The 15,191-nt window shown below is 51.3% G+C and carries 14 protein-coding genes; 4 read left to right on the top strand and 10 right to left on the bottom strand.

Annotation, left to right across the window (positions count from 1 at the left end):
• Nucleotides 1–422 precede the first annotated feature (422 nt).
• Nucleotides 423–1,490 carry an AI-2E family transporter gene (locus NSQ73_RS05795; RefSeq protein WP_042139491.1) on the bottom strand — a complete coding sequence of 356 codons (1,068 nt, stop codon included), beginning with the start codon at nt 1,488–1,490 and terminating at the stop codon, nt 423–425.
• A 195-nt stretch (nt 1,491–1,685) separates the two neighbouring features.
• Here NSQ73_RS05795 and NSQ73_RS34920 point away from each other — a divergent pair, with 195 nt between their 5' ends.
• Nucleotides 1,686–2,204 carry a hypothetical protein gene (locus NSQ73_RS34920; protein WP_445669482.1) on the top strand — a complete coding sequence of 173 codons (519 nt, stop codon included), beginning with the start codon at nt 1,686–1,688 and terminating at the stop codon, nt 2,202–2,204.
• Nucleotides 2,205–2,453: 249 nt separating this feature from the next.
• On the opposite strand, the gene NSQ73_RS05785 is transcribed toward NSQ73_RS34920, so the two are convergent.
• From NSQ73_RS05785 to NSQ73_RS05770, 4 genes are all read right to left on the bottom strand, one after another.
• A complete protein-coding gene (locus tag NSQ73_RS05785; protein WP_039300906.1) occupies nt 2,454–2,663 on the bottom strand; it encodes a hypothetical protein in 210 nt (69 codons plus the stop codon).
• Nucleotides 2,664–2,677: 14 nt separating this feature from the next.
• Nucleotides 2,678–3,199, bottom strand: a complete 522-nt coding sequence (locus tag NSQ73_RS05780; protein ID WP_039300903.1) for a PRC-barrel domain-containing protein — start codon at nt 3,197–3,199, stop codon at nt 2,678–2,680.
• Nucleotides 3,200–3,287: 88 nt separating this feature from the next.
• Nucleotides 3,288–4,439, bottom strand: coding sequence for a cysteine desulfurase family protein (locus NSQ73_RS05775; protein WP_340985694.1), 1,152 nt, complete (start codon nt 4,437–4,439; stop codon nt 3,288–3,290).
• 272 nt (nt 4,440–4,711) lie between these two features.
• Nucleotides 4,712–5,206 carry a DUF523 domain-containing protein gene (locus NSQ73_RS05770; protein WP_340985692.1) on the bottom strand — a complete coding sequence of 165 codons (495 nt, stop codon included), beginning with the start codon at nt 5,204–5,206 and terminating at the stop codon, nt 4,712–4,714.
• A 132-nt stretch (nt 5,207–5,338) separates the two neighbouring features.
• Here NSQ73_RS05770 and NSQ73_RS05765 point away from each other — a divergent pair, with 132 nt between their 5' ends.
• The 3 genes from NSQ73_RS05765 to NSQ73_RS05755 all read left to right on the top strand — a co-directional run bounded on the left by NSQ73_RS05765 (nt 5,339) and on the right by NSQ73_RS05755 (nt 9,067).
• Nucleotides 5,339–6,022, top strand: a complete 684-nt coding sequence (locus NSQ73_RS05765; protein ID WP_340985691.1) for an SOS response-associated peptidase — start codon at nt 5,339–5,341, stop codon at nt 6,020–6,022.
• 255 nt (nt 6,023–6,277) lie between these two features.
• Nucleotides 6,278–8,110 carry an alpha-glycosidase gene (locus tag NSQ73_RS05760; protein WP_340985690.1) on the top strand — a complete coding sequence of 611 codons (1,833 nt, stop codon included), beginning with the start codon at nt 6,278–6,280 and terminating at the stop codon, nt 8,108–8,110.
• Nucleotides 8,111–8,758: 648 nt separating this feature from the next.
• A complete protein-coding gene (locus tag NSQ73_RS05755) occupies nt 8,759–9,067 on the top strand; it encodes a hypothetical protein (protein ID WP_340985689.1) in 309 nt (102 codons plus the stop codon).
• Between the two features lie 112 nt (nt 9,068–9,179).
• On the opposite strand, the gene NSQ73_RS05750 is transcribed toward NSQ73_RS05755, so the two are convergent.
• From NSQ73_RS05750 to NSQ73_RS05730, 5 genes are all read right to left on the bottom strand, one after another.
• Nucleotides 9,180–9,359 carry a hypothetical protein gene (locus tag NSQ73_RS05750; protein ID WP_039300892.1) on the bottom strand — a complete coding sequence of 60 codons (180 nt, stop codon included), beginning with the start codon at nt 9,357–9,359 and terminating at the stop codon, nt 9,180–9,182.
• 387 nt (nt 9,360–9,746) lie between these two features.
• On the bottom strand, nt 9,747–10,586 hold the full coding sequence (locus NSQ73_RS05745; RefSeq protein WP_042238663.1) for a carbohydrate ABC transporter permease: 840 nt from the start codon (nt 10,584–10,586) through the stop codon (nt 9,747–9,749).
• A 23-nt stretch (nt 10,587–10,609) separates the two neighbouring features.
• Complete coding sequence (locus NSQ73_RS05740) at nt 10,610–11,545, bottom strand: carbohydrate ABC transporter permease (RefSeq protein WP_081970191.1); 936 nt, start codon at nt 11,543–11,545, stop codon at nt 10,610–10,612.
• A gap of 17 nt (nt 11,546–11,562) precedes the next feature.
• Nucleotides 11,563–13,476, bottom strand: a complete 1,914-nt coding sequence (locus tag NSQ73_RS05735; RefSeq protein WP_340985688.1) for a GH32 C-terminal domain-containing protein — start codon at nt 13,474–13,476, stop codon at nt 11,563–11,565.
• Nucleotides 13,477–13,571: 95 nt separating this feature from the next.
• A complete protein-coding gene (locus NSQ73_RS05730; RefSeq protein ID WP_340985687.1) occupies nt 13,572–15,191 on the bottom strand; it encodes a response regulator transcription factor in 1,620 nt (539 codons plus the stop codon).

The raw sequence follows: 15,191 nt of genomic DNA, 5'->3' as shown, positions 1-15,191 counted from the left end.
CCATCCCAGGTTTCTCCCGCTCCGCCGGGCGAACCGCAAAAAAACCTCCCATCCCTAGCGTATTATCGCTAGGGACGAGAGGTTTGAATTCCCGTGGTACCACCCTAGTTAGCGGCGGACATTCTTTGTCCGGCACTCACTTTGACACCCTTTAGCGGGGGTGAGGCGACGACGGTTCACACGCCGGTCTCCTTATTAATGAAGCTTAAGGAACCTGCGGCTCGCGCCGTTACTCCGAGGTGAGTTCACTGCGGTCCGTTAACCGGCTCGCACCTGAGGTGCCGGCTCTCTGCAATAACGGTCTCACGAATTAATACTCCTCTTCATCGCACTGCTATGTGTACTGCTTCTTATTCGTAATATTCACCACATTATAACCAAAAGATACATGTACCGTCAATGATTTAGCAATATCCCTGCTTTTATGCCGGCTTTCTGCGGATATAATAGGCGATGATATGCTGAATGACCACTTTACCGGCTGCGAAGAACGGCACCGCCAGAATCAGTCCGATCATTCCGGCGATCTCCCCGCCGACCAGCAGCGCGAAGATAATCAGCAGCGGATGCAGATGAAGCTTCCGTCCGACCACCTGCGGCGAAATGACGTTGCTCTCCAGCATTTGGCATAGTGTATTCACCACAGCTACCATTAGTACCAGGCGCCACGAGAGGGTTGAAGCCATTACAATGGCCGGAGCCGCACCCAGAAACGGACCCATATAAGGCACAATGTTAAAGACCGCTACCACGCAGGCGAAGAGCAGCGCATAAGGCATACCGATAATCATATAGCCGATATAGGCCAGCACGCCGATGATGATGCAGACAAGAAACTGCCCGCGGATATAATTGCCGAGTGCCTCATCAATATCCTTCAGCAGGGTGACAATCGACTTGCGGCGGGAACGGGGCAGGCAGGATACAACGGTCCGTTCGAACACATCGAAGTCCTTGAGAATGTAGAACACCAGAAAAGGCACAATGAATGCATTGAACAGGATACCGATCGTCGACGCAATATTATTAAGGAAATGGGAGATACCTTCGGCCAGGCGGTTTTCCAGCTGATAGAACCAGTTATTCATCCCCGTCTCCACGCCGGGCGGAATCAGTCTGGAGTTCATGTTCCGCATCAGACCCTGCGCATGCAGTGTCATTTCGGGCAGATGCTCGTTAAGCTCCTCAAGCTGCTCGATGAACATGGGGATCAGGTTGATCAGAATTACCGCGAGTGAGGTGAGAAATACGGCATAGATCAGCAGGACGGCCACGCTGCGCGGCATTTTTCTCCTGGAGAGCATGGAAACCACGGGATTCAGCACATATGAGATGATCATTGCCGCCAGGAACGGGGCGAGGATCGCTTTTAGAAACAGGAATATTCCCTCCAGCATTGGGCGGAGCAGCCAGACGAAATAAAGAATGATCAGGGAGAGCAGCACGCCGATCATCAAGCGGAACCATTTACTTTGGGACCATTGCTCCATAATACCCCTCCTGAACATGTACAGCCTCTAACAGTCATGCAATATTAGTATGTGTGAGAGGGTAATGAAATACTCTTGCCTGCAAAAAATTGGTTTTTTGTTATTTGGGTTGGAAAGTTGGTATAGTGGCCGGCATCAAGGTCCGCTAAAATCATATTGTAAAACGCTTTCATTCCGAGGAGGGGTACTTTTATTATGAAAAGGTTAAAACGATTATGCGGTGCAGGCATGCTGTTGCTGCTTGCCGGATTACTCACTGGAGCTCCGTCTGTTTCGGCAGCCACCGTCTTTGATGAGCCTCTGACCTACTTCAATTCCGCAACCTGGCAAAAAGCCGACGGCTATTCCAATGGCGGGATGTTCAACTGCACCTGGCGCGCTAACAATATCTCATTTACAAGCGGCGGACAGCTTCGTCTGGCACTGACCAGTCCCAGCAATAATAAATTTGACGGTGCAGAAATGCGGTCTGTCTACAAGTACGGCTACGGTAAATATGAAGTCAGCATCCCGGAAGCTGAATCCCTGACAGCAGCATACCGGCAATCAGCAACTTGGATATTCCTCTACGGTACATTTCAATATTCCCCCTTATGCAGAACCTTGCAGAATCCGGCGTTGCCGCCAGTCGATTTCAGTATAGAGCCCGTATCCCGGAGGCGACATACCAATTCGTTAGCACATATAACAAAGATGCAACTTCCGCATTTATAGGAGAAGTTATCCTGTAAACAGACGCTGTCCAGGGTCCACACACAACAAAAACCAGCCGATCCTGATCCAGGATTGGCTGGTTTTTGTGTTGTAGAAGATTGAAGACCCGTTTCGTGGAACACCCACCGCAGGCTTGTGGATCTCCTGCTTAAGAGCAAACAAGGCTGACCCAGGCATCCATTCGATGCTTTGAGGTCAGCCCCACGGCGAATCTATGTAACTTTATCCGGGAATGAATCAGGCTAATGATCAGGAGGATGCATGGATCTGCGGGAAATCCTGTGCAACATCTTCACCCGAGAACAGATCGTCAAGCGAACTGAGCGTGCCATCTTCTTCAACCTGATAAACCGACATTTTCTCGCCGTTGACCGTTAGTTCGATGAAACAGCCCCAGCAATAGAACTGGTGGGAACCGATCTTGCCGATATCCTTGGAGTTGCAGTTTGGACACTTCATATAATACATTCCACCTATCCGTTAACAATATTAATGGCTTTTTGAAGCCGTTCTTCGCTCATCGCAGGAACCAGTACCGAATTCTCCCCGATAGACATTCCTTCAGAACAAGGCAGCCATTTGCGGCCTTCGATCAAATCAGTTACAAGCCCGTCACTGATTTCCAGCGCTACTATTGTGTTTCCCATCTTTTGGTCAAAATAAACATCCGATATTCGTCCAAGTATCGTTCCGGATGCTGTAAGCACCTGCAAATCCTTCAACTTGTTCTTTCCCAAGAGGAAAGTATAGGGTATATGGTCAGCGTCGGTCTTAATAATCGACTCTTTATTGCGGATCATGACAGCATCTTCGCCATAAGCGACAATATCATCCCATGCCACAACTTTCACATGACTGGAGAAAAAAGTTTTGCTTTCCAGTTCAATACCCGTAATGTTCCAGTTTGAATCCAGTCCAATATCGATTATTTCACCGACTTCAGTACCTTCTTCAACTTCATATACGGTGAGGCCAATCATATCTTGAAGTTTCATGGCGTCCAAAGTCCCCTCACCTTAAATAGTACTTACGAGTTCCCTGAGGCTAGAAACCTTCCAAACGGATGCCAGACCGCAAAAATGCCTAGTCTTTAGTACGCAGCCGGTTTAAGATGGTTCCAACTTTTTGGGCAACAAACTGCATTTCTTCATTAGTATTACCCAAACCTGTACTAAAGCGAATCGCCGAGTTCAAAAGTTCTTCCGGAAGCTTCATCGCCTGCAGGACATGCGAGATTTCCAGAGAGCCCGAGGTGCAGGCTGAACCGCTGGCGGCCGCAATCCGCTCCATATCGAGATTCATCAGCAGCACATCTGTCTTCGCACCCGGGAAGCTTACATTCAGAATTCCGGGCACCGTCTGCTGTTCATTTCCGTTAATTACATATCCGCCGGCTCCGGCATGCTTGTCCAGCTCCTGCAGCAGTGTGCTCCGCAGCCTGACCGCCTGCTCATGATGCTCCGCAAGCCCGCCTACAGCCAGCTCTACTGCTGTGGCGAAGCCGGCTGTACTGGCCAGGCTCTCCGTACCCGCGCGTCTGCCGCGCTCTTGAAGTCCGCCATGCTGCCTTGGCTGCAGAGGCGCGCCCCGCCGGACATACAATCCGCCAATTCCCTGCGGACCGCCAATCTTGTGGGCAGAGAAGCTCATATAGTCGACAGGCAGCTCGCGGAGCACCATAGGCAGCGTGCCCAGGGCTTGTACAGCATCCACATGAAAAAGAATGCCCCGCCCGGCCGCCAATCTGCCAATCTCTTCTATAGGCTGTACAGTTCCCACTTCATTATTCACAAACATTACGCTAATCAATACTGTATCCTCACGCAGGGCAGACTCCACATCCTGGAGAGAGACAAGTCCTGTGGAATCTACGGGAAGATAAGTAACCTCGAAGCCTTGTTGCTCCAGTTGTCCGCATGTATGCAATACCGCATGATGTTCTACTGCTGTGGTAATGATATGTTTACCCTTATGAATAGAAGCATAGGCTGCGCCGAACAGGGCGAGGTTATCGCTCTCTGTACCGCCGCTGGTGAACACCCACTCATCAGGGGAACAGCCCAAAAAGCCCGCGATCCTATCGCGCGCTCCATTTACGATTCTTTTGGCCGACCGTCCGAACTGGTGCACACTGGACGCATTGCCATACTGGTTCAATAACATATTGTACATAACCATAGCCACCTCCGGATGAACCGGTGTTGAGGCGGCGTGGTCCAAATAGATGGGTTTCATGACGAGATTCTCCGCTTCTAGAAATTCAGGATTTTCTTACAATATAAGAATTTATATGCTTCACACGATAATTTTTCCTTCTATTTCTCGCTGAAACGGTACCGTCCTTGAGAGAACGGCAAGGCCGTTTCCACTTGCAGGACTACTCAATTATACTGCTGAACAAGCCCTTTTACCACCTGTTAATAAACACAATATTGTAACATTTGTCCATGGAGTATTACTTGGGAAAAACTGATCTCCGGCACATGCTCTCCGCTGCCCCGGCAGCCTCATTCCGCTGGCTTGGCCGGTTCGTCAGCCCCGAGTTCTTGCAACCGCGCAGCCAGCTGCTCCTCGGAGATCACTTCAATGCCGTGCATTCGCAAGAGCGCTGAGGTTACACCTTCTCCCGGCACCTTCACACCGGCAAATTCTCCGTTATAGATCATGGAACTGCCGCAGGACGGGCTGTTCTCCTTGAGCACCACCAGAGTTGCAGATAAGCTCCTTACCTGCTCTAGTGCGGCATAGGCTCCCTTTATATACATTGCAGTTACATCATTGTCTGTTCTGTCGATCACCCGGGCCTGGCCTTCCAGTACATCCCTGCCATTGCCGCCTATGATCTCAGCCGGTTCCCGGGGAGTAGAGAAGCCGCCCATCAGTTCAGGGCATATGGCAACCGCCTGCTGATTGTCCAGCAGGTGCTGGATGCCCGGATTCAGACAATCCGTGCCGTTATATCTAACCTTCATTCCGGCCAGGCAGGAACTTACGATAATCATAGCCGCCGCCCCTCCTTCACAATCCTTAAGTTTCTTCCTCTATAATGTAATGCTATCATGAGAAATATAGGCAGCATAGCACGAAGCGGCTATGCTGTAAACTGGCAGCCACTAAAGGGAGGCACGGGCAAAATGTGCGGAAGATATACGATTACCGTAACACTGGAAGAGCTGATGACCAGGTATTTCACCGGCGATCCTTCCTTCGACCATTATGCACCGAAGTTCAACGCGGCTCCGATGCAGTATATTCCGGCTGTTATTCATGATGGCAAGCGCAATAAGCTTGGCCAGCTGCGCTGGGGGCTTCTGCCTTCCTGGTCCAAGGAGGATAAGAACGCTGCGAAGCTAATCAATGCCCGCAGTGAATCGCTGCTGGAGAAAGCTTCATTTAAAGGGCTTGTATCGTCCCGCCGCTGCATCATTCCGGCAGACGGCTTCTATGATTGGCAGGTCAAGGAGAGCGGCAAGCAGCCGCTGCGCATCACCTTGCGGGACGGACAGCTCTTCTCCATGGCCGGCCTGTATGATATCTGGACTGACCCAAGCGGCCACAAAATCGCCACCTGCACCATCATCACCACAGCTGCGAACAGCCTCATGGAGGAGATTCATGACCGGATGCCGGTCATTCTGGGCAAGGACGCGGAAGCACAGTGGCTGGACCGCAGCAATCAGGATATCCCCTCCCTGATGAAGCTGCTGCAGCCTTATGATGCAAGGCAGATGCTGGCTTATCCGGTCTCGTCCGCAGTGGGCAATGTGCGTAATGACTACCGGGAGCTGATTAACAGAACCGGGGCAGATGCCGTATAGGCTGCATCACTCTATCCCGGTATTATCTGCCGGTCATCCATCTGCTGACCGGCAGTTGTTTTGACCAGATGAGGCTGTATGATTCGGAAATCCCCACCTTTGTAAGCCCTCTATCTTCGCTCCCGATCACCCACTATTTTCCATCCAATGCCCCATCAATCTGGTGTTTAATTCCTATTTATCCCGGGTATTAACTAAAGCTCATAATTCATTCGTTATTATATCCATTCATTATTGATCCCAGGAGGAATAGACATGGCTATCAGCAGACATGCACTGACATCAACAACAGCACCAGGCACCTCCATTGAGCTTGAGTGCCTCTATCATTCTCCGCAGGGCAAATGGGCCTATGCTTATAACAGCACTACCTTTCACCTGCGTCTACGCAGCAAAAAGAACAATGTGAAACGGGTATTTGCGCTAACGGGCGATAAATACGATTGGGAGCATCATCATCAGGAGCTGGAAATGCTCAAGGTGGGTGCAGATGCCTATTTCGATTACTGGGAAGCCGAGGTAACGCCCGAACACAAACGTTTCTCCTACGGCTTCCGCCTGGAAACGGATGCGGAGACGGTATGGATGGTTGAATCCGGCTTCTATACGAAGGAGCAGCCCGTGCCTCCCGGAGGCTATTATGAAATGCCTTATATTCACGAGGTAGATCTGCTGCATGTTCCGGAATGGGCGAAGTCCGCGGTCTTCTATCAGATCATGCCGGACCGGTTCGCCAACGGCGATCCGGCGAATGATCCTGAAGGGACGCTCGAATGGGGTGCTACGCCTGCGAATGACAGCTTTTTTGGCGGAGACCTGCAGGGCATTATCGACCATCTGGATTATCTGCTGGAGCTTGGCGTAACGGCGCTGTATCTGACACCTATCTTCCAGGCTCCCAGCAACCATAAATACGATACGGTAGACTACGGAACGATCGATTCCAGCTTCGGGGATTTGGAGCTGCTGAAGCAGCTGGTCAGCCTGGCCCATTCCAAAGGGCTTAAGGTAGTGCTGGACGCCGTCTTCAACCATGCAAGCGCGGAGTTTCCGCCATTCAAGGATGTAATTGAACAGGGGGCAGCCTCCAAATACGCCAATTGGTTTCATATCTATGATTATCCGGTTAAAGCCGAAGGTGACAATCCCAATTACGATACGTTTGGCTTCTTCGCCGGGATGCCCAAGCTGAATACGGCCAACCCGGAAACCAAAGAATATCTGCTGGACATCACCCGCTTCTGGCTTAGCGAGGTCCAGATCGACGGCTGGCGGCTGGATGTGGCCAACGAAGTGGACCATGCCTTCTGGCGCGAATTCCGCCAGGCAGTCAAAGAGATTAACCCGGAGGCGTACATCATCGGTGAGGTATGGAGCGATTCCCTTAACTGGCTGCAGGGGGATCAGTTCGATTCCGTAATGAACTATCCTTTCTCTGACCGGCTGCTGGAGTTCTTCCAGGGAGAGGAGATGGATCCGGAGACCTTCGCCTCCCATATCTATGGGCTTCTAATGCGGTACCCGCGGCAGGCCAATGAAGTGCTGTTCAATCTTCTCGCCAGCCATGATACCCCCAGAGTTCTTACCCGGCTCGGCGGGGATACCCGGAGACTGAAACTGACAGTCACCTTTCTGCTTACTTTTACCGGAACGCCTTGTATCTTCTATGGTGATGAAATCGGACTTACGGGAGAAGATGACCCGGATTGCCGTAAATGTATGATCTGGGAGGAGGACCGTCAGGACCGAGAGCTATTCAGCTTCTATCAGCGAATGATTGCCCTGCGCAAGGAACATGAGGTACTGCGTACCGGTCACTTCCGTTTCCTGCAGAGTGATGCAGATAGCCGGGGCCTCGTGTACGAACGGTTTGATGATAACAGCCGCTTTACCGTCTGGATGAACAATTCCAGCGAACCGTTAACCCTTCAGCAATCATTCACCGGGGGCAGCTGGCAGGACGCCTTCAGCGGTGAGCCGGTGGAGATGGACGGCGATGGAATCAGCATTACGCTGGAGCCGCTGGGGTTCCGGATACTGCGGAGTGTGGCTGAGGCTGCGGATGATGGTGCGAAGCCTGAGAATTAATTGACCCGGCAGGCTGCCAAAAAAGGAGGTGTTCCCGGAGCCATTACTGGCTGCAGGGACACCTCCTTTGCATGCTGACAGCGACGTTTGCAGCTAAGAACGCCGCCGCACTGTAATCGCAGGGACCTTCCGGCCGCTCTCTCCATCGTTTCCGTACTCGCGCACACTATTCGGTTGCTCACTTTGCCGATTCTCCTCACTGCCTGGACAAACATATAGTCGCCTCGCACTTCGTATACCGTTTCGCGACTCAAGTTCGCCGTACGCACCTGTAGACACTTGTTGGTCGCCAGTTTTGCCACACCGCCCGAAATAAGTGGATTTTCAGCATCTATTCATCCCTTGGAATTCACTTTACGGGTAACAAGTGGATTAACGTCACTTATTTCCATCCCATTTCCCGTTATTAGGCAGTGTCAGTGAATATAAGTGTCGTTTATCCAACTAATCCTGCGCAAACAGCAAATCCCCCAACTTTAGATGTCGTTTATCCACTTATTTCCCCGGCGCAGATAGCGCTAATTATATAAATCCCATCCGCGCTATTGATCTCCAGTCTCGCGGTATATAACCCAGGCTCTCATAGAAGCCAACGACCTTCTTTGGGCTGGTAATTATGATCCGCTGAATGCCCAGCTTCCTGATCCATTGTCCGGCAGCCCCGATCAGCTTCCGGCCATAGCCTTGGTGCCGGAGGAGAATGAGCAGGCTGTCGCCACCGCCCGGATTAATCTGAACATGGGGAATACGCCAAGATCGTCCATGCTGTATAAGCCCTTCCAGCCAAACTTTGAAAAGATGCTGCGCTCCTATTCCGACTACAATGCTTCCTTGACCGCAACTTTCGGTGACGGCATTCAATTTTATGGTTTTTATATGGATGACACGAACGTCAATCAAATGTTTGTCATCCCGGAAGGCTGCATAGGTAACCATATTCTTGTCCTAAATTGTTAATTTTTGGCTCATGCCTAGTGAATTGTAAATGCAGATTGATCTTTACGATGAAATTGTCATAGCTTTATGCATGCTAAAGCTATGAGGTATGAGGAAGCTACCCGAAGAAAGGCTATGTGCTCTGAGTTGGCTTTTTGCGTATGCTTGTGAGTTCAAACGCCTCTTTAGGAATTCCCAATTCATGAGCCTTCTTCTTCTTAATCACCATGGCTTGTTGTAAGCTTGTAGCTTGAAATTCAATTGTAGTGCCAAGCGGATCCTCAAATGCATAGTAGCTTTTTTTATTGGACATTAACTTAGGGCCTCCTCATCTTATTCTCTAATGATTGTGCAATTCAAGGCCGCTCACCGAGTTTCCGGATCGCTGCAGCTGTATCTGCTTGCAATGAGACTGGATGGTAAATCGCCCTAATAGTGTGCGTCTCCTCTTAGAGATCTATTCCCGAAGACGGCCTTGAAACAAGCTGCCCTTTCGGTTTCTTGTTTCGCGCGGTTCAGGCACTCAACTGGCTAAAACCTAAATAAGATGACTCCTAATTCATTCAAAAGTCATCTTATTTACGCCTAGTGGCTGTCCCTTTTCTGTCATCCGGCCGTTGCCTGCCGAGCCGCGGCAATGCGGCCAGCACATTAACCGGGCGCCACTCTACCGTATTTCATCGTTTTCCCCGTTCCTTCATTACCCTTTCACACCGGACATCGTAATGCCCTGAATGTAATAGCGCTGCAGGAACAGAAACAGGATCAGGATCGGAACCGTGGAAATGGTGCTTGCGGCAAGAATCTTAGACCAATCTGTTCCTTCCACCGAGGAGAAAGTGGCAATGGCTACCTGGATCATCTGTTTCTTTTCGTCATTGATAACGATTAGAGGCCACAGATATGAATCCCAGTTGCCAAGAAAGGTCATCAGCGCAAGGGTGATCATCGGCGGGACAGCCGCAGGCAAGACAATACTGGAGAACGTCCGGGACATCGAGGCTCCGTCGATTTTGGCCGCCTCCAGAATCTCATCTGGAATTTCCGCGAAGAACTGCCGGAGCAGAAAGATTCCGAACACAGACAGCATCGAAGGAATCACCAGCGCCTTATAGGAGTTAAGCCAGCCGAAATAATTCATCAGCAGATAGTTTGGGACCAGCGTTACTTCACCGGGAATAATCATCGCCGACATGAATAGTGCGAAGACAACCGCTTTTCCACGGAAACGCAGCTTGGCAAAAGCAAACGCCGACATCGAATTCACCAGCAGCACCAGCAGGGTTACAATCCCTGCCACAAACAGTGTATTAGCGATATAGCGGAGAAAAGGGTTGCCCTCGCTGAAGATAACTTCTTTGAAGTTAGCCAGCGTTGGCTGGACAGGAACGAACAAATGAATATTCAGGCTGGAGGAGTACTTGAACAATTCCTCATAAGGGCGTAGTGAACCCGAGATCATCCAGAGGATCGGGATAATTGAAATGACAGCCAGGACGGTCATAACCGTATACTTGGCAATGCTTGCAAAGCGGTTCATGTGGATTCCTCCTAGTAGTCTCATTAATATTCCGCGTTCCGGAACAGTCTCATTTGCACGAGCGAGATGGCGAGAACAATCGCGAACAGAATAAAGGCGGCAGCGGTGCCGTAGCCCATCTGCATCTGCTGGAAGGCCATTTTATAAATATAATAGACTGCGGTTTCGGTAGCCCCGTTGGGTCCTCCACTGGTCAATACAAAAACAAGGCCGGACAGCTTAATGGCATCAATTGTCGTCATAATCACAACGAAGGCCGTGGTACGGTTCAGCAAAGGAAGCGTAATGCGGAAGAACTGCTGTATTTTTGTAGCACCGTCTACCCGGGCCGCCTCGTATAAATCTTGCGGAATGTTGTTCAGTCCGGCCAGGAAGATAATCATGAAAAAGCCTACGCCTTTCCATATTCCCAGCATGATCACGCCGTTCATCGCCGTATCCGGGTTGGACAGGAAATTGGTAGTGGGCAGATGAAATGTCTTCAGCACATTGTTCAGAATCCCGAATTCCTTGTTGTAGATCAGTTTGAACACCGTTGCGGCCACTGCCGTAGAAATGACAACCGGAATGAAATAGAGGGTGCGGAACAGGCCGGTAAGCTTGAACTTTTTCTGGATTAACAGTGCTAGGCCCAGTGAAATCGAGGTCTGAATCGGAATAACTACGATGGCAAAATGAAACGAATGCCTGAGACTGGCCAGGAAATCCCTGTCCGTCACCAGAGTCTTGTAATTGTCCAGCCCGATAAAGCTGCGGGTCGATCCCACCAGGTTATAATTCTGAAAGCTGATCACAAAGGCTTGCAGCATCGGATAGAACACAAAGATGAGCAGCAAAGCAAAAGAAGGCAGCACGAACCACCAGGCGGTCATTTCTTCTCCCCGCAGAAACCGGCGGGGCTTTTTGCTTGATGGGGCAGTTTTGGAGGCAGACTCCGCTGCCGCTGTAACGCTTGTCATGATCTTTTCACTCCATTTCAATCCGGTTTATAGACGTACACGTTCATTACGGCATACACTTGCCCACCCGGAGCAAGGGCTTTAATCTCCGTCTGGCCTTCCTTCAGCCCCTTTACGACAGCGGATGTTCCGGAACGGCTCTCCACCTGTGCAACTGCCTCATCACTTGATACCCAAGTAAGATCCTGGGGAGCTGTCAGCGGAACGACCGCCGCTGCCGCTTCCACAGTGCCGCCAAGCGGAACATCCACGCTGGATTGGCTAAGCAGGACGCGAAGCGGTTCCGAGCCGCCCGGATCCTCATTCCGCCATACACTGGCCATCGGATACATGACGGCCTGGTCCAGCATCACATCACCCTTTTTCACATACAGCTCCAACCCGTTGCTGGCAGCCCCCGCGAAAAGAATACTGGAAACCACAGTCTCACCGTCTGCGCCGAACACCTCCAGCGTCGATTCATCCACATAGATATGCAGCCTGATTTTACCGTTTACCGCTCTTAAGGGAGCCTGAACCGTTTCGGCAAACCCGGCTTCAAATGAACTGTCGCCTGATCGGGTTCGATCCACTGTTAGTGTTGAATTAACGTTGTTATAAGATATAATAGTTTCCTGATCTCCGCCTTTTCTCAGTTTGAATCCGAATTCCGCCTCTCCCTTCACGGTGAACTCGGTATCGAGTTCATAGGAAGTCCCGTGTAGACTGGCTAGTGGATTGTTGCCTGGCTTGAGCCGCTGGGTTCCCACCTTGACCGCTTGGCCACGCAAGGCTTCCAGCTCTTGTACCGGCTGCTGGACGAGGCGCAATCCCTCACCGGGAACGTCGCGCAGCTTCAGCTCCCGTGGCAGCGACATATTCCCTTTCCACGGAGCGCTTGGCATCGAGAACGGATAGCGCCAATTGGACATCCAGCCGGCATAGATCCGGCGGCCGTCACTCTGCGGAACATCAGAGTAGGACACTGCGGCGTAGAAGTCTTTTCCGTAATCGGTCCACAGCACTTTGGAGGGCTCATTCCCGTTCTTGAATGTCTGTCCGTCAAAGCTGCCGATGAAATATTGCGCCGCCGAGCCACGGGTTGAGCTGTTATTGCCGATGCTGAGCGCCAGCACCCACCGGGTCTCCTTGCTGCCTTCCACGGGAAGCTCAAACAGATCCGGACATTCCCAGACGGCGGCATGTGAGCCCTGATCGGCGCCGAATTCGCTGGTCATCTGCCAGGTCTTCAGGTCTGGAGAGGTATAGAATCTCACCCGGTTGTCCACCGAGACAACCATCACCCAAGCGTGCGAAGGCTCATGCCAGAACACCTTGGGATCTCTGAAATCCTTGAGTCCCGGATTCGGAATCACGGGATTGCCCTCATATTTGATCCAGGTGCGTCCTTTATCAGAACTGTACGCCAGGCTCTGCGACTGCATTCCACCTTTGAAATGGGTGAAGATCGCAACCAGTCCCGCTTTTCCGCCAAAAAAACCGCTCGTATCCTTCCAGTCCACCACGGCGCTGCCTGACCAAATCTCCCCGAGCGAATCGCGCAGGAGCGCTACCGGCAGATGCTGCCAATGGATCAGATCCGTGCTGACGGCGTGACCCCACTGGCCGCTGTTCTGGTAGAACTGGTGATATTCACCTTCGAAATATACCATTCCATTCGGATCGCTCATATTCCCGCTTTCCGGCGACAGATGATACTGCGGGCGGTATAGCTCCGTGTAGTAATTGGGAACCGCGGAAAACTGAAAGGCCGCAGGTGCAGTAGCAGAGATGGCATTGGACGGAGTTTTAGAATCAGAAATATTGCTGGTATGATTACCGTTGCCGCCAATAGTGCACCCTGCGATAACCAGCAGTACTACGGCCACACATGCCAGTTTGCTTGTAGCTTTGCTCTCTTTATGTGCTTGCTTCTCTCCAGAAACATTCATGCTGCATACTCCTATTCCTAGTTTGGTTGACACTATTGTAGCTGAACGGCTAGAGAAATCATTTCAATATGATCGGCTCAGAAGTTGTGATGTTTTCAGGGGTGATTCTTCAAATACCATTCACGGTATTCTTTGGGGCTTTTGCCGCTGTTTTTTTTGAAAGAGGTGCTGAAATAGCTGGAACTGGAATAGCCGACAAGCATGGCGATATCGGTCAGCTTCAGTTCGTTCTCTTGCAAAAGCTGCTCCGCCTTGGTCATTCTCAGCCTGGTGACATAGTCGCTGAACGTAATGCCCACATGCTGCTTGAACAGCCCGGATAAATAGGTCTCATTCAGATGAAACATTTCGGCGAGGGAAGAAAGCGTCAACTCGTAGGAGAAATTCTCCTCCACGTATTTTCTGACCGCTTCGACCATATGCTGTCCGCTGGAGAAGCGGAGCTTCCTCACTTCGTCCATAACCAGCTGCGCCAGCTCATCGATCTGCCCCCGCACGCCTTCACGCGACTGGTAATCGGCAATGGTCATCTGACAGTTCCACAAATACTTCTGCAGGGCGGAGCCGCCGAGCTCGAACTTCTTGGCGATGGAGCTGAACATCAGGAGCATCCGCAGGGCCAGAAAGGTAAAAGCAAACATCGGCGTATCTCTTTCGCTACTGAAAATGTTGTCAAGCTGCTGGCGGAAGGTGCTCATGTCCAAATTTTCAATCGCCTGCACCAGCTTCCGCTCCACCTCCGGGGTAAAAGCCTGCGTAAGCTCCATCACCCGGCTCCGTTCGCCCTTTCCATCTTTATACACGGTGCTTTGGCTCCAGGACAGCATGCACGAAGCATAACCGTTCTTCAGCCGCTTGAGTCCGTTCACTTCCTCGCCAATCCCCGTCACACATTCCAGCTTCAGGTAACTGGCGATGTTTCGTTTCAGTTCTTCTACGAACCTGTCCGTTCGATCGGCATGCTCCGGCCCCGGCTTCATAATAACCAGAAAATACATCATCGCTGAATTGGCGACATCGCTGAATGGATAGATTCCTTTCCGCTTAGCAGCCGTCTCCCGGCATAACATCTGAAAAGCCAAATTGAGCAGATCCCGGCGCTCCTGCCGGTCCGCCATCCGCCCCGCCGGCACTCTCATCTCCACAGCAACAAACTGCAGCTTCAGATCATCCGCCGTCAGCGGGGTCAGCTGGAGCTGCTGCAGCCGTTCCCTGATAGCCGCCAAGCTGTACCACTCGTCCTTGACCATTTGCAGCAAAAAATTCTCCTGCAGCAGCCGCAGCTGCTCATTTTTCTGCAGCAGAGCCTGCCGTGAGGCCTGCAGTTTTTGTTGCTCCTGTCTAATTTCTTCACCCAGCTTGCCAAGCAGCTCATTCAGTTCTGCGCGGGCTACCGGCTTCAGCAAATAATCCTTCACTCCAAGCTGTATGGCCGATTTCAGATAATCAAAGTCAGAGTATCCCGACAGCACAACCGTCCTCAGCAGCGGATACTTCGTTTTGCAGATGCGGATAAATTCAATGCCGTCCATCTGCGGCATACGGATATCGGAGATGACGAGCTGCGGCAGCGGTCCCTGCTCCAGCAGCTGCAGCGCTTCCTTGCCGCTTGAGGCCTCCGAGACCACCCGGAAGCCGGCGGCTTCCCAGTCGATTTTGGCTTTGATACTGTTGCGGACCCCCTTCTCATCATCCACCAGCATAATGTCATACAT

Origin of the sequence: Paenibacillus sp. FSL R10-2736 (assembly GCF_038000245.1) — a bacterium.
Lineage (GTDB): Bacteria > Bacillota > Bacilli > Paenibacillales > Paenibacillaceae > Paenibacillus_AQ > Paenibacillus_AQ phytohabitans.
The sequence above is the reverse complement of the archived record's forward strand: the minus strand, read 5'-3'. Positions and strand labels throughout refer to the sequence as shown.